This window comes from Lentilitoribacter sp. Alg239-R112, from assembly GCF_900537175.1.
GTDB lineage: Bacteria > Pseudomonadota > Alphaproteobacteria > Rhizobiales > Rhizobiaceae > Lentilitoribacter.
On the sequence record NZ_LS999833.1, the window covers coordinates 1,427,253 to 1,450,336 of the forward strand.

21 protein-coding genes are annotated in these 23,084 nt (G+C 43.3%); 16 read left to right on the forward strand and 5 right to left on the reverse strand.

The features are described from left to right. Positions 1-21 precede the first annotated feature (21 nt). On the forward strand, positions 22-1,104 hold the full coding sequence (locus G3W54_RS07295; protein WP_162652427.1) for a DUF2865 domain-containing protein: 1,083 nt from the start codon (positions 22-24) through the stop codon (positions 1,102-1,104). Between the two features lie 115 nt (positions 1,105-1,219). Here the strand turns inward: G3W54_RS07295 and G3W54_RS07300 are convergent, their stop codons facing one another. Together G3W54_RS07300 and fumC are read right to left on the reverse strand one after the other, a co-directional pair. Then, entirely contained in the window at positions 1,220-2,257 is a 1,038-nt protein-coding gene (locus G3W54_RS07300) for a GGDEF domain-containing protein (protein ID WP_162652428.1), read from the reverse strand. Between the two features lie 181 nt (positions 2,258-2,438). Further along, positions 2,439-3,830, reverse strand: a complete 1,392-nt coding sequence (gene fumC, locus G3W54_RS07305; protein ID WP_162652429.1) for a class II fumarate hydratase — start codon at positions 3,828-3,830, stop codon at positions 2,439-2,441. 209 nt (positions 3,831-4,039) lie between these two features. On the opposite strand from fumC, the gene G3W54_RS07310 reads away from it, so the two are divergent. Then, positions 4,040-5,953: a L,D-transpeptidase family protein gene (locus tag G3W54_RS07310; RefSeq protein ID WP_162652430.1), complete on the forward strand. Its 1,914-nt coding sequence runs from the start codon at positions 4,040-4,042 to the stop codon at positions 5,951-5,953. 6 nt (positions 5,954-5,959) lie between these two features. Here G3W54_RS07310 and G3W54_RS07315 read toward each other — a convergent pair whose 3' ends face one another. Then, the gene (locus tag G3W54_RS07315) at positions 5,960-6,634 is read right to left on the reverse strand and encodes an HAD family hydrolase (RefSeq protein WP_244627852.1); all 675 of its coding nucleotides are present in this window, start codon (positions 6,632-6,634) and stop codon (positions 5,960-5,962) included. 131 nt (positions 6,635-6,765) lie between these two features. On the opposite strand from G3W54_RS07315, the gene rpiA reads away from it, so the two are divergent. From rpiA to G3W54_RS07380, 13 genes are all read left to right on the forward strand, one after another. Continuing rightward, a complete protein-coding gene (rpiA, locus tag G3W54_RS07320) occupies positions 6,766-7,467 on the forward strand; it encodes a ribose-5-phosphate isomerase RpiA (RefSeq protein ID WP_162652432.1) in 702 nt (233 codons plus the stop codon). A gap of 18 nt (positions 7,468-7,485) precedes the next feature. After that, positions 7,486-8,049, forward strand: a complete 564-nt coding sequence (locus G3W54_RS07325; RefSeq protein ID WP_162652433.1) for a DUF2059 domain-containing protein — start codon at positions 7,486-7,488, stop codon at positions 8,047-8,049. A gap of 75 nt (positions 8,050-8,124) precedes the next feature. After that, complete coding sequence (gene gor, locus G3W54_RS07330) at positions 8,125-9,513, forward strand: glutathione-disulfide reductase (RefSeq protein ID WP_162652434.1); 1,389 nt, start codon at positions 8,125-8,127, stop codon at positions 9,511-9,513. A 6-nt stretch (positions 9,514-9,519) separates the two neighbouring features. Further along, a complete protein-coding gene (locus G3W54_RS07335; protein ID WP_162652435.1) occupies positions 9,520-10,224 on the forward strand; it encodes a hypothetical protein in 705 nt (234 codons plus the stop codon). Beyond that, the gene (locus G3W54_RS07340) at positions 10,217-10,858 is read left to right on the forward strand and encodes a gamma-glutamylcyclotransferase family protein (protein ID WP_162652436.1); all 642 of its coding nucleotides are present in this window, start codon (positions 10,217-10,219) and stop codon (positions 10,856-10,858) included. The genes G3W54_RS07335 and G3W54_RS07340 overlap by 8 nt, the downstream gene beginning before the upstream one ends. 57 nt (positions 10,859-10,915) lie before the next feature. Next, a complete protein-coding gene (locus G3W54_RS07345) occupies positions 10,916-12,289 on the forward strand; it encodes a 3-deoxy-7-phosphoheptulonate synthase class II (RefSeq protein WP_162652437.1) in 1,374 nt (457 codons plus the stop codon). Between the two features lie 170 nt (positions 12,290-12,459). Next, positions 12,460-13,158 carry a TIGR02117 family protein gene (locus G3W54_RS07350; RefSeq protein WP_162652438.1) on the forward strand — a complete coding sequence of 233 codons (699 nt, stop codon included), beginning with the start codon at positions 12,460-12,462 and terminating at the stop codon, positions 13,156-13,158. Between the two features lie 154 nt (positions 13,159-13,312). Beyond that, positions 13,313-13,726 carry a GFA family protein gene (locus G3W54_RS07355; protein WP_162652439.1) on the forward strand — a complete coding sequence of 138 codons (414 nt, stop codon included), beginning with the start codon at positions 13,313-13,315 and terminating at the stop codon, positions 13,724-13,726. Between the two features lie 107 nt (positions 13,727-13,833). Next, entirely contained in the window at positions 13,834-15,510 is a 1,677-nt protein-coding gene (locus G3W54_RS07360; protein ID WP_162652440.1) for an NAD+ synthase, read from the forward strand. Between the two features lie 90 nt (positions 15,511-15,600). Then, positions 15,601-16,638 (forward strand): GTP 3',8-cyclase MoaA, encoded by a 1,038-nt coding sequence (gene moaA / locus G3W54_RS07365; protein ID WP_162652441.1) that lies wholly within the window; start codon positions 15,601-15,603, stop codon positions 16,636-16,638. A 47-nt stretch (positions 16,639-16,685) separates the two neighbouring features. Next, positions 16,686-17,900 (forward strand): multidrug effflux MFS transporter, encoded by a 1,215-nt coding sequence (locus tag G3W54_RS07370; protein WP_162652442.1) that lies wholly within the window; start codon positions 16,686-16,688, stop codon positions 17,898-17,900. 37 nt (positions 17,901-17,937) lie between these two features. Further along, on the forward strand, positions 17,938-18,741 hold the full coding sequence (locus G3W54_RS07375; protein WP_162652443.1) for a methyltransferase domain-containing protein: 804 nt from the start codon (positions 17,938-17,940) through the stop codon (positions 18,739-18,741). Positions 18,742-18,767: 26 nt separating this feature from the next. Next, complete coding sequence (locus G3W54_RS07380) at positions 18,768-19,646, forward strand: NAD(P)-dependent oxidoreductase (protein ID WP_162652444.1); 879 nt, start codon at positions 18,768-18,770, stop codon at positions 19,644-19,646. Between the two features lie 12 nt (positions 19,647-19,658). On the opposite strand, the gene G3W54_RS07385 is transcribed toward G3W54_RS07380, so the two are convergent. Continuing rightward, positions 19,659-20,144 (reverse strand): Lrp/AsnC family transcriptional regulator, encoded by a 486-nt coding sequence (locus G3W54_RS07385; RefSeq protein ID WP_162652445.1) that lies wholly within the window; start codon positions 20,142-20,144, stop codon positions 19,659-19,661. A 253-nt stretch (positions 20,145-20,397) separates the two neighbouring features. Here G3W54_RS07385 and G3W54_RS07390 point away from each other — a divergent pair, with 253 nt between their 5' ends. Further along, entirely contained in the window at positions 20,398-21,939 is a 1,542-nt protein-coding gene (locus tag G3W54_RS07390; RefSeq protein ID WP_162652446.1) for a HAMP domain-containing sensor histidine kinase, read from the forward strand. 3 nt (positions 21,940-21,942) lie between these two features. Here G3W54_RS07390 and cobT read toward each other — a convergent pair whose 3' ends face one another. Continuing rightward, positions 21,943-22,959 (reverse strand): nicotinate-nucleotide--dimethylbenzimidazole phosphoribosyltransferase, encoded by a 1,017-nt coding sequence (gene cobT, locus G3W54_RS07395; protein WP_162652447.1) that lies wholly within the window; start codon positions 22,957-22,959, stop codon positions 21,943-21,945. Positions 22,960-23,084 lie beyond the last annotated feature (125 nt).

The window sequence follows — 23,084 nt, forward strand, 5'->3', positions numbered from 1 at the left end:
CCAATAGATTGAGATGCGTTTATGCGCCGATTTATATTGCCAAGTTTATCAGTTGCTATGCTGACTATAGTTGCACCTCAAGGTGCACATGCTCAATCATGTGAGGTACTTAAGGCGCAACTCACAAAAGCTTCAAAAGTAGGCACAAACAGTAAGGCAGTTAAGCGCTACAGTAACGCGATAAAACAACAAACCAAAATGATAGCGAAGGTCAAAGGTGACCTTCAACGATATAAATGTAGCTCTGGCAACAATGCGGCTGCCTGCAAAAAACTAACAGATGCACAAAAACGTATGCAGGCAAATTTGAATCAACTCGATAAAAAGCGCTCCAATTTATCAAGTGCTAAATCTAAAGCTAGAATTGCGAGGATAAAATCAAAGCTATCTGCCAATAACTGTTACGGAAATTCCTCAGTCATCAATGTTAATGCGCAAAAGCAACCACATCGAGAAGAAAACGGTGTAAAAATTATTGGAAAAAGCGGTGGACATAGGCTGAAAAGTAAAGTTGTCACACTATCAAATTCCAGTAGAAAACCAGGCAACTACCGGACCATGTGTGTTAGAACCTGTGACGGGTTTTTCTTTCCAATATCATCAAATACATCACCTCAGTCATTTGAGAGAGACGAGCTAGCCTGTAAACTAATGTGCCCGGGAACTGAAACAAATCTCTTTTTTCATCGCTCTTACGATGAGGAAAGCCAGGACATGATTTCATATCGTGACCAAACCCCTTATGCAGATAAAGAATACGCTTTCATTTACAGGACAAAGGCACCCGGCAGTACACAAACCTGCTCATGCAATATGGCCGCTTTCTATGCAGAGATGAACAGACGTGAAGCTTTATTGAACGGCAATGGCGAAAAATCATCAAAAGAAATTGAAAATATCACGTCTGTGATTCCAGCAACAAAACAAGATCCCGGCGAGGATCCTGAAACGATTTCCAATCTTGAAGGTAACCTGAACGATCAAGATCTAGATGCATTTGTAGCTGTAAATCAAGATACAAATCCCGCCCAATCGGATAGTAAGAATATACGTATCGTCGGCCCAGTATTTCTACAAAATACAGATGCTGTAAATCTGAAGTAATACCTATCTATCACATGGTACATGATTTCAGAGAATAAAATTCATCGTCACTATAAATAAAAAAACCGTTCAATTTCCCGAACGGTGTTTTTTTGATTTTAGGAAGTTTGATTTACTACTTGTACATTGCGCGATTGCCGTTGGTCTTTTTCATCCGCTCAGGGTCATAAACCTGAACTTGGTTCCTGCCCTTATTTTTGGAGAGATAGAGCGCTTCATCAGCAGCACCATAGAGATGCTCAGAATTATTACATTCCGATGCCATGCATACACCAAGAGAAATGGTAATTTGACCATAGTCCGCGCCAGACTTTCGGTCCTTGAGTGATGTCTTTTCAACGGCGAGACGTATTCGTTCCGCAATAAGCTCCACCTTGCCCGCAGAGGTATTTGACACAACGATCCCGAACTCTTCACCGCCGGTTCTGGCAATCAATGAATCATCACGTAACTCTGTACTCATGGCTCTTGCGACAACGCCCAAGACACGATCACCGATCGGATGCCCATGTGTATCATTGAAGCTCTTGAAATGATCGATATCAAGCAAAATCAGTGCACTTGTCGAAATGGAGATATTGCTATCATAAACCATTGACATTGCTTCATCGAATGCTCGTCGATTAGGTAGCTGTGTCAATGGATCCGTATTTGCAATTGATTTGTATTCATCTAGCTGTTCTTTAACTTGTGCTAGTTCCTTTGTAGCTTCCAATACCCGATCAATGATTGCTTTACTGTTTTCAATCTTATCACCAGTAGCTTGAGCTAATTCTTCCGTAACGGACAAGATATCCTTGTTACGTGGATTTTCAGACATGTGATTAAGTTTATTGGCATTATCACCCAGAACCTGCGTATAATCCTGCAAAGTTGTATTTTCTTTATTCAACTTACCCAAAAGATCATCAAGTTCGCCGGAAATTTTCTCTTGAGCAGAATCGACAACCCCGCCATGGTGGTGATGAGAGAAATATTTTTTGCCAACAGCATCAAGATCACCCTGAGACGGCTGACTGCCAAGTGCTGCAAATTCCCTCGTAAGCGTGGTATTGCTTTTATTCAGCGCTTCATAAACAAGCTCATAGTTTCTTGGTAATCCGGAGATACCTCGTTTATGCATCGTTGCAACTACTATTGACGCTGTATTCATTTAGGAAACACCCCATTTTAACTTAATTCTGGCCACCAAATGAAAGCAGACAGATAACACATATGTTAAAAATAATCGGAAAGTATTGGCGAACTGTTAACTCAAACCCAATTTTCAAAAAAAAAGGCGCTCATAATAACAAGCGCCTGATCCAAAGAAATAGAAAGTATCTTAACCCAACTTATTTAGGGCCCAGCATTTGCTCAGGTCTAACAACTTTATCAAAGGTTTCTTCATCTACAAACCCAAGACCAATAGCTTCCTCTTTCAGGGTAGTTCCATTTTTATGAGCCGTCTTTGCAACTTTCGTTGCATTGTCATAACCAATCTCAGGCGCGAGTGCCGTTACCAACATTAAGCTTTCCCACATCAACTTGCTGATCTTATCCTCATCAGGGCGAATGCCAGCGACACACTTATCCACAAAGCTGACGGAAGCGTCGCCTAAAAGTTGCATCGATTGCAGCACATTATATGCCATCATCGGTTTATAAACATTTAGCTCGAAATGCCCTTGAGAACCTGCAAAGCCAACAGCTGCATCATTTCCCATAACATGAGCACAAACTTGAGTAAGAGCTTCACACTGAGTTGGATTTACTTTTCCCGGCATAATAGAAGAACCAGGCTCATTTTCAGGTAGAATAAGTTCACCCAAACCACAGCGTGGACCAGAACCCAACAACCGTATATCATTGGCAATCTTAAACGCACTAGCAGCGACGGTTTTAAGCGCACCAGATATCTCGACCAAAGCATCATGCGCTGCGAGTGCTTCAAACTTATTTGGAGCTGTATAAAAAGGCAAACCGCTTATTTCTGCCATGTTGGCAGCTACTTTTTCAGCCCAACCCTTCTTTGTGTTAAGACCAGTACCTACGGCTGTTCCACCCTGAGCGAGCGCATAAATGTTCTTCAAAGCCTGCTCAACACGCGCAATGCCCTGCTCTATTTGAAATGCATAACCTGAGAATTCCTGACCAAGTGTAATTGGTGTTGCATCTTGAGTATGAGTACGACCAATTTTGATTATGTTCTCAAATGATTTTGCTTTTTCTGAAAGTGCATCATGAAATTTTTTCAAACCCGGCAACAGGACGTCTCGCGCCATAGTAGCAATCGCGATATGCATAGCCGTAGGGAATGTATCATTAGATGATTGCCCCATATTACAATGGTCATTAGGATGAACAGGAGACTTAGAACCGATTTCACCACCCAGCATTTCAATAGCGCGGTTTGCAATAACCTCATTCGCATTCATATTTGACTGCGTCCCTGAACCCGTTTGCCAAACGACAAGCGGAAAATGATCATCAAGCTTGCCGTCGACAACTTCACCCGCAGCACTCACAATCGCATTACCAATTTCTGGTTCAAGGGAACCAAGCTCAATATTTGCTTGCGCGCACGCTTTTTTGATAACGCCCAAAGCTCTAACAATGGCTACCGGTTGTTTTTCCCAACCAATTGGGAAATTAATTAAAGATCGTTGTGTTTGAGCGCCCCAATATTTATCCGCAGGCACTTCAAGAACTCCGAAACTATCTGACTCTGACCTCGTATTTGACATAAAGAAATCCTCTTAAATGGGTTGGAAGCGACAACACGCATAATCCAAACTTGGTTATTTGTGTTTCATCTAGTCAAAAAACCCAAACTTCACAATAAGAAGTTCGTCTCATGTTCTAAAATTTTGATCAATCTAGGAGATAGGTTCTTCCAATGAATCACATGTTAAGCTATGGATAGCTCGACAATTTACAGAGGAAGGTTGCAAAATTGACCCGGAAGTTCACGAAAAACGCTGTTATTCTGCTTACTGCTTTTACAATAATAGAAGTTTCGCCTTTGCCAATAGTGCAACTTGTGCAGCCTGCGGCGGCGGAAAATAACTTTTTGAATGCATTATTCGGTGTAAATGCAAGAAAACGCCGTCAAGCTGAAAAGAAACGCCGAGAGGAAGCCCTCCGTCAGCAACCCAAGAAACCTGCTCCAAGAATTAGAGGAGCAAGATATAAGACCTACATTGCTGATAAATTAGTAACAGCAAAGCTTGATCAAATTGTAGATCCCGTAACGACGTCTGCAGTTTCCCATAACGAAAATATCGCAACAACAGCACAAGCTAATTCAACAGCAAAGACTGATCCTTTTGCTCTTGGATTTGAGACCTTGTCTTCTTTGAACCTCAAAACATTACCAGAAGTTTCTGAGGCACTGGTAACACATTATTCGAGCAGCCCGAGTTATCGCTGGGTGAATGAAAATGGCCCAACAAAACAAGCCTTAGCGCTTCATAAAGCCCTCCAAGAAGCTTATATGGTCGGTCTACCTAATGAAAATTATACGGTCGATCTGCCTAATGCCGCCGTACTCGCTACGGGCGAAAGTGCCTGGTCGGACTACATGCGTTTTGAAATGGAGTTATCCGCTGCCATTTTGACTTATATGGTTGATGCAAGCCGTGGTTTAATCAGCCCGAAAAAGATTTCTGGTTACCACGATTTCAAGCGTAAAAAGCTGGATTTGGATAAAGCATTATTTAAAGCCGCACTTTCTGACAATCCGACAGAGTTTTTACATAGTTTCAACCCGTCCGGTGAGCATTTCTTGGCGCTAAAGTCTGAACTGGCTGAACTTCTAGGTGCAGAAGAAAAAGAACGCATCACAATCGCTCCTGATACATTTCTTAAACCGGGGAAATCAAGCCCTGAGATGAGAAACATTGTTGCCAGCATTCGCTTGAAAGGTTCAGAAGAACTAAAAACGAATTACGCTTTTGAGCTAAATACCTATCGCGGTGATGATCTTTACACACCGGAGCTTGTTACATTGGTCAAAGCTTTCCAGAAAGAAAACAACCTTTCTGATGATGGTATTATCGGCAGAAAAACCATTCGAGCGATGGTTGAAGATTCCAATGCTGTTAAGATAGAAAAAGTCAAACTGGCGATGGAACGCGCTCGTTGGCTACCAGGCAAGCTGGCAGATCGGCGCGTCTTCATTAATCAACCAGCATATAATGTAACTTATTATGAAAATAATAAGTCAAAACTCTCTATGCGTGTTGTGGTTGGGAAAAAATCAAACCAAACAAACTTCTTTGACGATGAAATCGAGAAAGTCGAATTCAATCCATATTGGGGTGTGCCGCAATCAATCATCACAAATGAGATGCTGCCTAAACTTCGTGCGGACCCATCTTATCTTGATCGTCTCGGCTATGAAGTTAGCTATAATGGACGTAGGTCTTCATCAAGCTCAATTGACTGGTATAGTTTGAATTCAACCAGAGCTGTTGGTGTTCGCCAGCCTCCTGGTCGAAAAAATGCTTTGGGAGAATTAAAGATACTCTTCCCAAATGCCCATGCCATATACATGCATGACACGCCTGCGAAAAAGCTATTCGGTCGTGATACGCGTGCATTCAGTCACGGGTGTGTACGCTTACAAGACCCAAGAGCAATGGCTGCAGCAGTATTAGGGACTGATCTCAATTCGATTGAAGGTCATATCGCACCTCGGAAAAATAAAACTGTTTTTGTCGATAAACCAATCCCGGTGCATGTCTCTTATTTCACAGCTTGGCCAAATGACGCTGGAGCCATTGAATATTTTGATGATGTTTACGGCCGTGACAAAGCCTTACAGAAAGCATTTGCAACAACAATCAAGTCAAGAACTGCTTCTTAAAGCTCGTTATTTATTGAGTAATTCTATGATGAGTTGATATGTCAGCTCATCATAGTGAGATATAATACCGTCAGGTTTCAAATCTGCGATTGGTACATCAGAAAAACCAAATGGCACACCGATAGATGGAATACCGGCGTCCTTTGCCGCGGCTATGTCATTGATTGAATCACCAATCATAATCGTGCGATCAGGCTTTCCATTAGCCAGCTTGATTGTTTCAAGAATATGTCTTCCATCAGGTTTGCGAAATGAAAAGCTGTTTCCTCCCGTTAGCGCAACAAACTGATCAGACATTCCTAATTTTTCCATTAGTAATCGAGCAAGACTTTCATGTTTATTCGTACATATAGCGAATCGTACACCGTCTATCTGCAATCGTTCAAGCGCTTCATCTAACCCATCATAGGCCCGCGATTTTCCAGGCATATTCTTTCCATAGTGAGAAACAAACAGCTCAAAAAATTCATTCAATTCACTGTCAGAAACCGACTTGCTTCGAATATCAAATGCGCGTGTCAACATAGCTTTGGCACCCTGCCCAACGAGTACGGAAAGTTGACCATATTCAACAGGTTCAAGATCGATAGTACTTAGACAAAAATTCAAACTATCCAGCAAGTCATGCGACGTATCTATAAGCGTGCCATCAAGATCAAATACAATTAATATATCATCCACTTTAGTCGCCTTCTTACAATTAGAATCAAGTGTATTTTTTTGTAGATAAGCCCTTACTAAAGGAAAATACTTTGCGAGCAACATATCATCCGTGGTAACAGCGGGCAGAATTACAAATAAAGGCGTAAAATATGGATGCTCTCCAACTCAAAATATCGGCAGCAAATGCAGCGCTTGACTATGTCAAATCAGGCATGCGCCTTGGCGTAGGCACTGGATCGACGGCTGATGAGTTTACCAAATTATTGGGTGAAAAAGTTCAACAAGGTCTCGATATTCAAGCAGTACCGACATCTGAGCGCACACAAAAATTATGCAATGAAGTTGGGATCAAAACCTATACGTTAGAAGATCTACCACAACTCGATTTGACAATTGACGGTGCTGACGAACTTGATCACAAACTCCAACTCATCAAAGGCGGCGGTGGCGCATTATTGCGAGAAAAAATTGTTGCAGGAGCCTCTTCTAAGATGATTGTCATTGCGGACACATCTAAAACAGTTGAAACACTGGGAGCATTCCCACTTCCGATAGAAGTTGTTCCTTTTGGTTTAGCGTCAACGACCATTGCTATAGAAAATCTTGCTAAAGTCATGGAATTAAGTGGTCCAATTGAACTTCGCAAAAATAGCGATCAAACTACATTTGTAACCGACGGCGGACATTTTATATTGGACGCATCTTTTAGCCTTATTTATGATGCAAAGCGACTTTGTGATGCTTTGAATAAAGTTCCCGGTGTTGTAGAGAATGGTTTATTTATCGATATGGCCACCACAGCGCTGGTTGCTGGAACAAATGGCGTCAATGTCATTGAAAAAAATAATTAGAATTTGGAGCGTAATAGTATGAGCATTCAACGTCAATTTCGTAAAATCGCATTCGGAACAGGCTTAATCTTGGCTTTGTCACCAATAAACTCAACATTTGCGCAAGATATTTCTGCCGATCACTTGAAAGTGGCTCGCCAGGCAATAGGTGCTCTCAAAGTTACTGCAAGTTTTGATGATATTTTGCCAGCAACGTCTGAACGGCTTAAAGCCAGCCTAATACAGGCAAACCCGAATTTTTCCGATGAAATATCACTCACTGTGGATGAAGAAGCCATCAAAATTGCCGGTCGACGCTCAGCCTTGGAAGAAGAAGCAGCAATGATTTATGCGAAAAAATTCTCTCTGGCGGAGCTGACTGAAATCGCAGCATTTTATAACACCGAAGCTGGTAAAAAACTTCTCCAATCTGCACCTAGTGCCGGACGTGAACTTTTGCGAGCTGCTGAAATTTGGGCTGGAGGTATCAGCCGAGACCTTAGTGCAGCTGCGAACGTTGCACTGAAGGAAAAACTTACAAAAGCTGCAGATGTGAAACCTGAAACTCCGGCTGAAGGTGATGCCGCCCCAAAAGCTGAATAAATAATTCAAATTATACTGGTATTTCTCTTCCGAAATACCATATGCCAAATAATGGTTTAATGACGGAGTGACTTCATGGCTGCATACGATTTTGATCTTTTTGTAATTGGTGGCGGCTCCGGCGGCGTTCGTGCAGGACGATTAGCTGCGGCAATGGGAAAACGTGTTGGTGTTGCTGAAGAATATCGATTTGGTGGCACTTGCGTCATCCGAGGCTGCGTTCCTAAAAAATTGTTTGTGTATGCTTCTTCATTTCCTGAGCATTTCGAAGATGCGACCGGCTACGGTTGGAGCGTAGGCGAAACAAAGTTTGACTGGAATACTTTGATTGCTAACAAAGACAAAGAGATTGAACGTTTGGAAGGCCTTTACCAAAAGGGCCTTGATGGAAACGGTGCCAAGATGTTCAAAAGCCGTGCGGAATTGGTTGATCAACATACAATTTGCCTTACTGCAACTGGTGAAACCGTTACGGCTGAAAAAATTCTGGTTGCAACCGGCGGTCGACCAAACCCGATGAGTGACTTGGAAGGTCATGAACATTGTATTTCGTCCAATGAAGCATTTCATTTGGAACAATTGCCGGAATCTATTTTGATAGCAGGTGGTGGATATATTGCGGTCGAATTTGCCAATATTTTCCACGGCTTGGGTGTCAGAACGACGCTGATTTATCGTGGTAACGAAATCCTATCTCGTTTTGACAAGGACCTTCGGTCAAACCTGCAAGAAGCGATGATTACAAAAGGTATTGATATCCAATTTTCCGATACAATTTCGAAGGTTGAGAAAAACGCTGATGGCAAATTATCGGTTACTACAAAAGCTGGAAATAATGCTGAATACAGCCAAGTCATGCTTGCATTGGGCCGAATTGCAAATACCGATGGTCTTGGTCTCGAAAAGGCTGGAGTAGAGGTAAGTTCACGCGGCGCAATTATTATTGATGAATACTCAAAGACAAATATCGATAATATATACGCATTAGGAGACGTGACTGATAAGGTTCAGCTTACACCTGTAGCCATCCACGAAGCTATGTGTTTTCTGGAAACGGTTTATAAAGATAATCCAATATCACCAGATCATGAACTCATCCCCACTGCCGTGTTCTCACAGCCGGAGATCGGAACGGTTGGAATGAGCGAAGAAGAAGCGGCAAAAGCATTCTCGGAGATTGAGGTTTACAAGGCTCAATTCCGCCCTATGCGTCATACGCTGACAGAGCGCCAGGATAAGATGATGGTCAAATTAGTGGTCAACTCCGCTGATCGCAAGGTACTGGGTGCGCATATTCTGGGCCCCGACGCTGGTGAACTTGTTCAAGTCTTAGGCATAACGCTAAAAGCAGGATGCACAAAAGACGATTTTGATCGCACAATGGCGGTCCATCCCTCAGCATCTGAAGAACTTGTCACAATGTATTCCCCGAGCTATAGAATCAAAAATGGTGAACGGGTCTAGTCACTGATGGATCGTAAGGTTTTCTTTCAATATCTGGCAGAAAATCAAGCAACTCTTTTTGCTGATGGGATCTCATCTGAGCAAAAATCTGGATTAAATACGAAACTCGATGTCTGGGCGAAATGGTATGCCGCCAAGCATCCTGTAAACTTTCTGGCGGCGGCATTAGGTCAGATATATCATGAAACTGGCGGCAAAATGGTGCCGGTTTTAGAGGCATTTGCCATCAATCGTGAACAATCAGCACAATTGTTAGAGAAAGCGTATAATGAAGGCCGTTTATCCTGGGTCAAGCAACGCTATTGGGAGAAAGACGAAAGCGGGAAACATCCGGTAGGCGGAGGAGATATCCAGCTTACTCACCGCCGAAACTACGTCGCAGCCCAAGAAAGAATTGGTAAAAAATTTGAAATTGATATCAATCTGGCGGAAAATTATGATCTCGCACTAGACCCAGTCATATCTGCCCATATTGCCTTTTCTGGCATGATCGACGGGTGGTTTCGAGAATGTAAGCTTTCTGATTTCGCAAAAGATAACAATACGCTTGATTATTGTGCAGCGCGTGACATCGTCAATGGCGATGTTGGGATTGTCGGCAAAAAAATTGAAGTATATTGCCAAACATTTGAATCTGCACTGGCTGCTGCAGGTGCACAACAATATCTGAAACCATTAGACAAGAACATTGACTGGCCAGACCATGACTGAGCAGCTCATCGATATTTTGCACAAGAAAGCTAAACAAGGCCCGATCGTTGGCTATTTTGGCTATGGCTCACTTGTTAATAAAAATACACTTCGCACAGAATATATCGCCACCATTCCCGCAACATTAAAAGGATGGCAAAGGATGTGGGATACCCCGTCTGGAGATGATTTTGATGGTCAAAGTGTTTCACTTTTAACCGTTAGACCTAATCAAAGCAAAAGCACCAAAGGTGTTGTAGTATTTGATTGGGCCGAAAATTTGCCGCTGGTTGACGCCCGAGAACATAATTATCATCGCCGTACCATTAACACCAAAGAATTAGCGTTTGAAAACCTGTTTGACGCATCTTCGCATAGTTTTTATGTCTATGAGGCAATCGAAAACAAGACACTCGAAGACGGACGTCCACCTCTCCTTCATTCTTATCTCGACGCAGTTTTGCAAGGCTTTCATGATGTTTATGGATCAGATGGCATTCATGAATTTATGGCCACAACTGAAAATTTTCATACACCCATACTCAATGATCGAAATCAGCCCCAATATCCCCGTTCTGTCCAATTGAATGAAGAACAAAGGGCTTTAATCGATTTAATTTTGGCCTCAAAGGCAGATATTTCTTTCATCGAATAACAAGCAGCGCTATAAGCTGCAAGAAATTGTTAATTTGAGAGTAGATAGGTATACATCATGGCACAAAACTGGAACCCAACCAGCTGGCGCAACAAGCCAATTTTGCAGGTGCCAGACTATCCAGAGCAAACAAAGCTGGAAGAAACAGAAGCCCGTTTATCAAAATTTCCACCGCTTGTTTTTGCAGGTGAAGCGCGCGCGCTTAAAAATAATCTTGCGAAGGTCGCGAATGGCGAAGCATTTCTCCTACAAGGCGGAGATTGTGCAGAAGCATTTGCTGAGCATGAAGGTGATAATATTCGTGACTTTTTCCGTGCATTTTTGCAGATGTCCGCGGTGCTGACTTATGGCGCACAAAGCCCTGTTATAAAAGTTGGTCGGATTGCTGGCCAGTTTGCAAAACCCCGTTCAAGCAATACTGAAACAAAAGATGGCGTGGAACTACCAAGTTATCGCGGTGACATCATCAATGGTATCGAGTTTAATGAGGAAGCTCGTGTTCCTGATCCAGAGCGTCAGGTTATGGCATATCGTCAATCAGCAGCGACACTCAATCTTCTGCGTGCGTTCGCGCAGGGTGGTTATGCAAACCTCGTCAATGTTCACAGCTGGATGCTTGGCTTTGCGAATGGCAGCCCGCAATCAGAGCGCTATATGAAACTTGCCAATCGTATTTCGGAATCAATCAACTTCATGAAGGCGATTGGCATTACACCTGAAACGCACCCTGCCCTGAGCGAAACAGAGTTTTTCACAAGTCATGAGGCGTTACTTCTTGGCTATGAACAAGCACTGACACGTATCGATTCCACAACTGGTGACTATTACGCTACGTCAGGTCACATGATTTGGATTGGCGACAGAACACGCCAACCAGACCACGCCCATGTTGAATTCTGCCGCGGAATTAAAAACCCGCTTGGGCTGAAATGTGGCCCATCTTTGGATCCAGAAGAACTTATCGAACTTATTGATATTCTAAATCCGGAAAATGAAGCTGGTCGCCTGACGCTTATTGCGCGTTTTGGTCATGATAAGGTTGCAGATCACCTTCCAAAACTTATTCGTGCCGTCGAACGTGAAGGCAAAAAAGTTGTTTGGTCATGTGATCCAATGCACGGCAATACAATCTCAATGTCTGGATATAAAACACGTCCATTCGACCGGATTTTGACAGAAGTTGAAACATTCTTCGACGTTCATCACGCTGAAGGCACACATGCCGGCGGCATCCATGTTGAAATGACTGGCAAAAACGTTACCGAATGTACGGGCGGTGCACGTGCACTTTCTGGTGATGATCTGTCTGAACGCTATCACACACATTGTGACCCGCGTTTGAATGCCGAACAAGCGCTTGAACTTGCTTTCCTTGTTGCTGAACGCATGAAGGAAGGTTCAAAAATCATCACGGACGCAGCAACGGCATAATCCAATTCATATTACTAAACTTTACGAACCCCGAAATGCATGTCATTTCGGGGTTTTATTTTGCAGCAGTCCAACCTGCGTTGTAAGAAAATAGAGATGCATCGTATTTTGACCACTATGACGATGATTATTGGTAGACAGCATTACATTCATCGGAAAGCTGCTCAGAATTGTTTAAAAAATCACACATATTTTGGGTTTGTAAAAAGCTCTCATTAGGCGCCGCTTATTGTGGGGCAAGCATTTTAATCTATGGCGCCTTTGCTATCATTGGTGCTGTATGGATATCGGATAATTACAACTTGAAAGAAGCCCCCCAAGGGCAAAAAATTTACGTGTCATCAAACGGGTTTCACAGCGATATAATTGTCCCCATAAGTGATCAAATATTGTCCAAGCTCCCTATTAAATCAGAGGATTTTCCTAACAAACTGATAGATTCTCAATATCTAATTATAGGCTGGGGATCAAAAACGGCCTACACAAGTTTACTAGAATTAACCGACATGTCAGCTTCAATTTTGGCTAAATCTCTCTTTTTTGACGATTCTGTGATCCATGTTCAGCCTTATAATAAAGAGTTAGAAAACAGTGCTCTAAAAGCAATAACATTGGATGAAATTCATTTTGAGAAACTCCTAAAATTTATAGCCAATACGTTTTATTACAATGCGGCAGGGCAGAGCGAATTAGTGATAAATGCATCCCATGGATTTGGGGATGTATTCTTCAAAGCGGCACCAAAATATCACATATTTTATAGTTGTAATGTTTGGACAGGAGAAGCACTCCGCGAGGCCGGTCTAATCATGGGAATATGGACTCCATTTACACAATCGCTCGAATGGAGCTTATCAAAAAACTACTGACTAACTAAGCCGCTATACTTTGTTTAGAGCGTTCGTGCCGATGCAGAAGTAATGCGGACCTCAATACATTGTAAAACTTCACGAACCCCAAAATAACTTCTATTTGGGTTTCATTTTGCGATAGTGTGACTTCAGATTTAAACAGGAGCATATTATGGCTGAAATACATGCTGGAAGCTGCAACTGCGGCCAGGTCACATTTTCTATCAAGGGAAATTTACGCGACATTATGGCATGTCACTGTAGTCAATGTCGCAAACAAAGTGGACTATATTTTGCGGCAACAGAAGCAAAAGACGCCGATTTAATCATCAATGGCGCAGAACACATAACTTGGTATTCGGCGTCGGAGGCCGCAAAACGCGGGTTCTGTAGAACTTGCGGGTCAACGTTGTTTTGGAAACACAATGAATTGGATAGAACATCTATTCTAGCTGGCGCATTTGACAGACCTATCAACGTCAAAATCACCGAACACATCTTCTGCAAAGACAGAAGTCGTTTTTACGATATATCTGATGGATTACCACAATATGATGGCCCTCCGCCTATCCTCAAAACACCATAACCCTAACTGCAACTAAATGTTGCCAGCAAGATTAGATAAACAAATATTCTACCGGATAGATACTTCAAGTACTTGTTGTTTATCTCCAAGATCGTTAAATCAGATTCATGACAAAACCACTCGATATCCTGCGTATAGCAACTGCACAATTAAACCCAACTGTTGGGGATCTTTCAGGTAACGTAGAAAAGGCAAAAACTGCCTATGACGACGCTGTCCGACATAAGGCTGATCTGGTTCTTTTCACAGAATTATTCTTATCCGGATACCCGCCAGAAGATTTGGTTCTCAAGCCTTCCTTTTTAAAAGCATGCGATGACGCATTGCAGGAAATTTGCGCGATAACTGCAGATGGTGGGCCCGGAATTATTATCGGATATCCACGCCAGAATGGTGAGAGACGACATAACTCCATAGCTGTTATTGATGATGGTGAAATTATTGCAATTCGCGATAAAGTCGATCTGCCAAACTACGGCGAGTTTGATGAAAAACGGGTGTTTGATGCAGGCGATATGCCCGGCCCTATCAATTTTCGTGGTGTACGAATTGGCATTCCCATTTGTGAAGATATTTGGGGTGATCTTGGTGTATGCGAAACGCTCGCCGAAACCGGTGCTGAAATACTATTATCTCCCAATGGATCTCCCTATTATCGAGGAAAATTAGATGTTCGGCATCAAGTTGTTTTAAAGCAGGTCATCGAATGCGAACTTCCAATGATCTACGCCAATCAGTTTGGTGGGCAGGATGAGCTAATTTTCGATGGTGCTAGCTTTGCCTTCAATGCTGATAAAAGCCTTGCCTTCCAGATGAGTCAGTTTGAAGAAACTGTCAGCATTAGCACTTGGAAACGAGAAGACGACGTTTGGCTCTGCTCAAACGGCCCTAACTCAGTTATTCCAGATGGCGAAGAGGCAGACTATCGCGCCTGCATGCATGGCCTTAGGGACTATGTGAATAAGAATGGATTCAAGAACGTCGTTCTAGGCCTCTCAGGCGGTATCGATTCCGCAATTTGCGCTGCCTTGGCTGTTGATGCATTGGGTGAAGAGCGCTTACGCGCCGTCATGATGCCCTATCGTTACACATCTGAATTATCTTTAGAAGATGCAGCAGATTGCGCAAAAGCGTTAGGTTGCCGCTATGATATCGTTCAAATTGAAGAACCTGTTCAAGGGTTCTTATCAAACTTAAGTGAAATGTTTGACGGGACCGATGAAGGTATCACCGAAGAGAACTTACAAAGCAGAACTCGCGGAACCATTTTGATGGCTATCTCCAATAAATTTGGATCGATGGTTGTCACAACTGGCAACAAATCAGAAATGTCCGTTGGTTATGCCACGCTCTATGGCGATATGAACGGTGGCTTTAACCCAATTAAAGACATCTATAAAATGCAGGTCTATGAGCTTTCTCGTTGGAGAAATACGCAAGTACCCCCAGGGGCATTGGGGCCTTCAGGAGAAGTCATTCCGACCTCCATCATTGACAAAGCGCCCTCAGCTGAACTTCGACCTGATCAGACGGACCAAGATTCACTACCGCCATACCCTGCTCTGGATGATATTTTAGAGTGCTTGGTTGAAAAAGAAATGGCTACGGATGACATTGTCGCCAGAGGTCATGAGGAAGCCGTTGTACATCGAATTGAGCATTTGCTTTATATTGCGGAGTACAAACGCCGGCAGTCTGCTCCAGGTGTAAAAATCACCAAAAAGAACTTTGGACGAGATCGGCGTTATCCAATAACCAACAGGTTTCGCGACAGGGGCAACTGAGTAGGCCTTGACGCCGTTACCTACACAAAAATCATTTGACGCAAGAACATTTCGGGTTCAGATTGACTTATCTCGAAATAGGATAAAACAATGTCTCAGGCGCCAGTAACTGCCTCTAACGCATCCAATGCTGCTAATATGATTGATCCATTCGGTCGAATGGTTGATTATCTCCGCGTCTCTGTAACCGACAGGTGTGATTTCCGTTGCACATATTGCATGTCGGAAAATATGACATTTTTGCCTAAAAAAGACCTACTTACCTTGGAAGAGCTGGATCGCCTCTGTACCATTTTTATTGGCAAAGGCGTTAGAAGGCTGCGTTTGACAGGCGGCGAACCGCTAGTCCGCAAAAACATCATGCAATTTATAAATAGTCTTGGCCGCCACCTCGAAAGCGGGAAGCTTGAAGAACTGACAATTACAACGAATGGCTCACAGCTCCACAGGTTTTCGAAGGATTTGTTCTCGGCTGGGATGAGACGAATAAATGTATCACTGGACACGCTTGACGCCGACAAATTTAAAGCGATTACCCGTTGGGGTGATGTTAACCGTGTCATTCAAGGCATTGATGCAGCGCAAGAATCAGGTTTGAAAGTCAAAATCAACGCGGTAGCGCTGAAAGGCTTTAATGATGATGAACTTCCGAAGATGATCGAATGGGCACATGGTCGAGATATGGACATGACCATCATCGAGACTATGCCTATGGGCGAAATCGACGAAGACCGAACCGATCAATATCTCCCACTTTCAAAAGTTCGATCTAATCTCTCTAATCAATATACATTGGAAGATATTCCTTTTAAAACTGGTGGCCCTGCGAGATATGTGTCGATCAAGGAAACTGGTGGAAAATTAGGGTTCATAACACCACTTACGCATAACTTCTGCGAGAGCTGCAATAGAGTCCGGCTAACGTGCACAGGCACTTTATATTTATGTTTGGGCCAAGACGATGCCGCAGACTTAAGAGAACCATTAAGGGCATCAGAAGGTAATGAGCTGACATCGAACGCTATCGACGAGGCCATAGGTAGAAAACCTAAAGGTCACGATTTCATCATTGATCGAAACACAAAACGCCCCGCGGTAAGCCGACATATGAGCGTAACCGGTGGTTAAATTATTGGGCTCATCCCGAGAGCTCACACTAAGTATTGCAAAATAAGATGAGCTCAAAAAACTTCTTAAACCGAGGCAGACCGCCAAGCATATTCACGCTCGTTGTTGTAGCTAGTATTTCAGTTCTAAGCATGAACATGCTTCTTCCTGCTTTGCCTTCTATGACGGAGTATTTTAAGACAGATTATTCTGTCATGCAGTTAACCGTCACCGGTTATCTAGCCATGACAGGCCTGTTACAGATTTTTTTCGGACCTCTTTCAGACAGGTTTGGGCGGCGACCTGTCATATTAGCGGGATTATGCATATTCGTCTTGGCATCAATCATTTGCATGATCGCACCTAATATCGAAATCTTCCTTCTAGGTCGCATCCTACAAACTTCATCAGCCACAGGAATTGTGCTGTCTCGCGCAATTGTGAGGGATTTGTACAGCACAGAAAAAGCTGCATCCATGCTCGGATATGTTACAGTCGGCATGATGGTTGTACCCATGTTCAGCCCGCTCGTTGGCGGCTTGTTAGATCAATATTTTGGCTGGCAGGCAATTTTCGCCGCCATGATAGCCTTTGGCGGAATGTGCCTTGTTGTTGTTTACCTCGATTTGGGCGAAACAAATGTCCACAAGTCCAATTCATTTATGGAGCAAATAGGCAGCTACCCTGAACTTTTGAAATCCCGACGTTTTTGGGGTTATACCTTAACGGCAAGCTTTACATCCGGTGCGTATTTTTCGCTACTGGGCGGAGGACCGTTCGTGGCAACTGAACATTTTCATCTAAACCCAACCGAATTTGGTTCGTTTTTTCTGTTCATTGCCACAGGTTACCTTTTGGGGAATTTCGCAAGTGGTCGGTTCTCAACACGCATGGGTATCAATAAGATGATGGTGCTTGGTGGCATGGTGTCATGTATCGGGTTAAGCGGATCTATCATCATCATACTGATTGGACACGCAAGCGCAGCTTCATTTTTTGGATTCATGTTTTTCGTTGGTATTGGTAATGGTCTGACGCTACCAAACGCCAACGCAGGAATGGTGAGCATCAGACCAAAATTGGCAGGCTCGGCGTCAGGTCTGGGCGGCGCAGTTATGGTTGGCGGCGGTTCTATTATGGCAGCTTACGTCACCTCCATCCTTACGATCGAGTCTGGACCATTACCCCTGGTCGCATTCATGCTCGGTACAAGTATAATAGCTCTATTAAATACGTGTTATGTGATATTTGTAGAAGCAAGTTCAACAAATAAAATCGACTAACTCAACTCCCCCAAAACTGGTAAATCAGGCATTTAGTATGGACGAAGAAAAACTAGCGGAAGCTTACAACAAAGCACTTGAACTGGAAAAATCCGGTCAAGTTGATGATGCAGCTAAGGCCTATGAGAAAGTGCTGGAAATTGACCCCTCCGATCATGGTGGTGCTGCGGTAAGGATAGCAAGCATGGGTAAGGCAGAAGCACCCAAACGAGCGCCTCAAGCCTATGTCGCAACGCTCTTTGATCAACATGCAAACGTGTTCGACAAAGTGCTGGTTGATGATCTTGGCTATGATGTTCCAAAGCTCGCAGCCAAAATGTTAACTGAACACGGGATATCAGGCGTTGCCAGAGTTCTGGATCTAGGCTGCGGTACGGGTCTCATGGGGGTAAAACTTGTATCCGAGAGATCTAATATAATTGGCGTTGATCTATCCGAAAACATGCTCGAAATCGCCTATGATCGAGACGTATATGACGCGCTATATGTGGCAGATGTTGAAGATTATCTACTCGATAATGACGAAAACCCGTGGAACCTGATTTGCGCTGCAGATGTGCTGCCCTACCTAGGTGATTTGGAACAGTTTGCTAAAGGTATCTCAAGCAACCTCACCTCTAATAGCCACTGTATTTTTTCAACCGAAACACTGCCGCACGATGACTTTGCCGGGCAGAATTATACAGTTGGAAAATTTCAACGATTTGCACATCAACTCGACTACGTTGAAAATGTATTTAGAGAGCACCGGTTAGAAATCCATACTTCCAAAGAAATTATTGTTCGTCACGAACAAGGAAACCCGATTTTCGGACATCTTGTTTTGATGCAAAAATCATAAACTGAATTCAAACTAAAGGAATTAGAATGGCAAAAGTAGCATTTATCGGTCTTGGCGTTATGGGCTACCCAATGGCAGGACACCTGAAAACCAAAGGTGGACACGATGTTTGCGTTTATAATCGAACATCCGCAAAGGCAAAAAAATGGGCTGACGAGTTCGGCGGTTCAAGCGCCGACACCCCAGCGGAAGCGGCAAAAGATGCCGATTTCATTTTTACATGCGTTGGAAATGATGATGACTTACGATCCGTTACGATTGATGAAACAGGCGTGCTAAATGGTATGAAGTCAGGAAGCATCCTCATTGACAACACAACAGCATCAGCCAACGTAGCCAAAGAGCTCGCACAAGCATGCAAAAAACAAGGGTGTGGTTTTCTCGATGCGCCTATTTCTGGCGGGCAAGCCGGCGCTGAAAATGGTGCACTCACGGTCATGGTTGGCGGTGATGAAAAGACTTTCAATGAAGCAGAACCAGTCATCCAAAATTATGCCAAAATGGTTGGTCACATGGGTGAAGTTGGCGCAGGGCAAATCACTAAGATGGTCAATCAAATCTGTATTGCAGGCTTGGTGCAGGGGCTTTCAGAGGGGATAAATTTTGGCAAAAAAGCAGGCCTTGATATTGAAAAGGTTATCGATGTTATTTCAAAAGGTGCAGCTGGTTCATGGCAAATGGAAAACCGCTATAAGACAATGAATAGCGGCGAATATGAGCATGGGTTTGCGGTTGACTGGATGCGTAAAGACCTTGGAATTGTATTGGATCAAGCCAAAGATAATGGCGTAAGCTTACCCATTACAGCCCTCATAGATCAATTCTACAGTGACGTTCAAGCGATGGGTGGCAATAGATGGGATACGTCTTCACTTCTTGCGCGGCTTGAGAAGTTTGAAAAATAATTAGACATAAAGTTAGTCGGTGGAACGCCCATGTTCCACCGGCATATAATCAAGCGGTAACTCTGTTGTGTATTTGATTTTTTCCATAGCAAAAGCCGAACTCACATCACGAATTTCTATCCGCTCAATAAGTCGACGATAAAACTCGTCATAAGCTGTGATATCGGGAACGACGACACGCAACAGATAATCCACATCTCCACTCATTCTATAGAATTCAACAATCTCTGGAAAATCTACGATCACTTCTGAAAAGCGTTTTAGCCATTCCGTACTGTGGGAATTCGTGCGAATAAACACAAATACGGTGACCTTGACATTCACCTTATCAGCATCAAGCAATGCCACACGACGACGAATAACTCCGTCTTCTTCCAGCTTCTGAATGCGCCGCCAACATGGTGTTGTCGACAGGCCAACCTTTTTCGCAATATCTGCGACAGCTAAAGTTGTGTCTTCTTGTAGTAAGCGCAATATCTTCCGGTCGAGACGATCCATACTTAAACTCTTATAGTTTCCCAAACATGAGTTAAGCATACATAGCATCTATGCAAGATTTAGTTCGGATAGTTTGTGAGGTAAAAAACATGTTTATACCCATTTTCCACAACCTAAATGTAAAAACAAGCAAATGCAGGGTGCCAAACAGCTCCAAAAAACCAAAGTTTGGAACCCAACTGCCAGAAAAGTAGAATAAGTTCTTAAGTTTTTAACGCTAAAATGGACCAAATTTAAAATTAGTTGAGCTGATATGGTAAACTCCGACGAGCAGATTGCAGATAAAAACATACTGGATCGCACACAGAAGATTCCAAATGCAGCTGTCATGAATGCTGTTAAAAGTAAGCGCGAAAAATTGCAGCACGGAGCATTTGTGAAAAACAACTATGCGCGCGAAATGCTCGTTCTTCACACACAAAGTTTGCTTGAAGGCGCAGCTATCGGCCCCATATTGGTTATCTCTGTCGCTGTAGCAAGTTACTATTTACAACATACAATTGACGCGTTTTTGTGGTCTATATTTGCATCAATTGCCTATACTATTTTGACATTGGTTGCCCGAAGTGCTGCAAAATTAAATCCAAATGATATGAAAACGACTACCTGGCAACGTCGATATTACGCCAGTTATTTTATAATTGGACTTGTTTGGTCCGCGTTTTTTGCACTTCAAACCACTTTTCTCACATCGGAATCTGGCTATTTCTTTGTTGCTGCCAGCTTACTTATTTTAACTGCAACTACAGCTACGTCTACATTGGCGCTATCAGCAGCAGTTTACTATGTAGTGATACCAATTCTCTCTGTCTTAGCATTCCATGCAATAAGAACACAATCAATTGCAGACGTGGGGCATTTAGGGTTTCAATTACTCGCCGCTGGTTTTTTTATTCTTCTCAGTCGAAAACTATATCAATCTAATGTCGCACGATTAGAGCATCAACTTGAAAAAGATGCACTTATTGCCGAATTAGAAGTTGCCAACTCTTTGTCCGATGAAGCGCGCAGAAGAGCCGAAGAGGCAAATCTTGCAAAGTCACGATTCTTAGCATCAATGAGCCATGAATTGCGCACACCGCTAAATGCTATACTTGGTTTTTCAGAAATCATGAAAAATGGTGTTATGGGGAAAATTGAGAACCCACAATATGTGCAATATATGGGAGATATCCACAGTTCTGGCCAGCATCTGTTAAACCTCATCAATGAGATTCTGGACTTATCTCGTATCGAAGCCGGTCGGTATGAGCTATCAGAGGAATCTGTATCATTAGCAGATATTAGCTCTGACTGCATCGCAATGGTTCAATTGAAGGCTCGCAATAAAGACATAAGTATCGTGGAACTTTTCGAAGAAAGCCTACCCATGGTATGGGCCGATGAAAAATCCATTCGGCAAGTCATCCTTAATTTGCTTTCAAATGCAGTAAAATTCACACCCAGCAAAGGTGAGATCAATATCAAACTTGGATGGACCGCAGGCGGTGGACAATATCTCTCCATCACAGACAATGGAACAGGTATACCCGAAGAAGAAATCCCAATCGTTTTATCTGCATTTGGTCAAGGTTCAATTGCAATCAAAAGCGCTGAACAGGGAACTGGTTTAGGTCTACCTATTGTGCAAGCAATCATGAAAAAGCATGAAGGCAATTTTACCCTTAAATCTAAGCTGCGCGTCGGAACGACAGCAACTTGCACATTCCCAGCAAAACGGGTGATGCAGTCTATTTCGCCGGTTGAGCAAACGCCCGTCAACAACTCAACAAAAAAACGCGTCGGAACACGATAAACCCTACGCTTTATCGCTTACACCAGCTTGATCAAAGGTTGCCATTCCAGAATGGCATTGCGCGGCTGCCTTAACAATTCCAGCGGCAAGTGCAGCGCCCGTCCCCTCACCTAACCGCATACCCAATGCAAGTAACGGTGTTTTACCAATATTCTCCAAAACCCTAATATGCCCCGGTTCCGCAGATACATGTCCAACCAAACAATGATCGAGCGCTTTGGGGTTCGCAGCATGTAGAACTGCCGCAGCAGCTGTTGCAACGAATCCATCAATGATAACCGGAATACATTCCATACGCGCTGCTAATATTGCGCCAGCCATCGCTGCAATCTCGCGACCACCTAATCGTCTTAAAATTTCAAACGGGTCGTTCAAATGAGCTTTATGCAAATCAACAGCCTTCTCGACAGCCTCAATTTTTTGTTGAAGAACCTCACCTTGTGCGCCAGTTCCCGGACCCACCCATTCCTCGGCTGTTCCGCCATATAGAGCCAGGTAAATAGCCGATGCCACAGTTGTATTGCCAATACCCATTTCGCCAATACAAAGCAGATCGGTCCCGCCTGCGATAGCCTCCATGCCGAAGGCCATGGTTGCCGCGCATGCCTGCTCATCCAAGGCTGCTTCTTTTGTGAAATCAGCTGTAGGATGCTCCAATGCTAAATCAAAAATCTTAAGACCAAGATCATGAGTAACACAAATCTGATTTATTGCAGCACCTCCCGCAGCAAAATTTTCGACCATCTGCGCCGTCACAGATTGAGGGAAAGGCGATACACCTTGATCCACCACACCGTGATTACCAGCAAATATAGCAACGAGAGGACGTGTAACGGCGGGCGGTCTACCTGTCCAAGCAGCAAGCCAAAGTGCGATTTCTTCAAGACGTCCTAATGCACCTGGCGGCTTGGTTAGCTGGCCATCGCGCGTTCGCGCATTATCAACAGCTTGAGAATTGGGCCCCGGTAAATTACGTACTAATTCGCGGAAATCGTCAAAAGGCAAACCACTTGCAGACATATTATTCTCCCAACTCAAGAGCTATTTAATTTCTACATTCTTATTCAAGATTATTAATGAAGCTAGTAATGATCATCTATACAGATTACAACCTCACCAAACATGAATGTACCGGAAAAAATAAA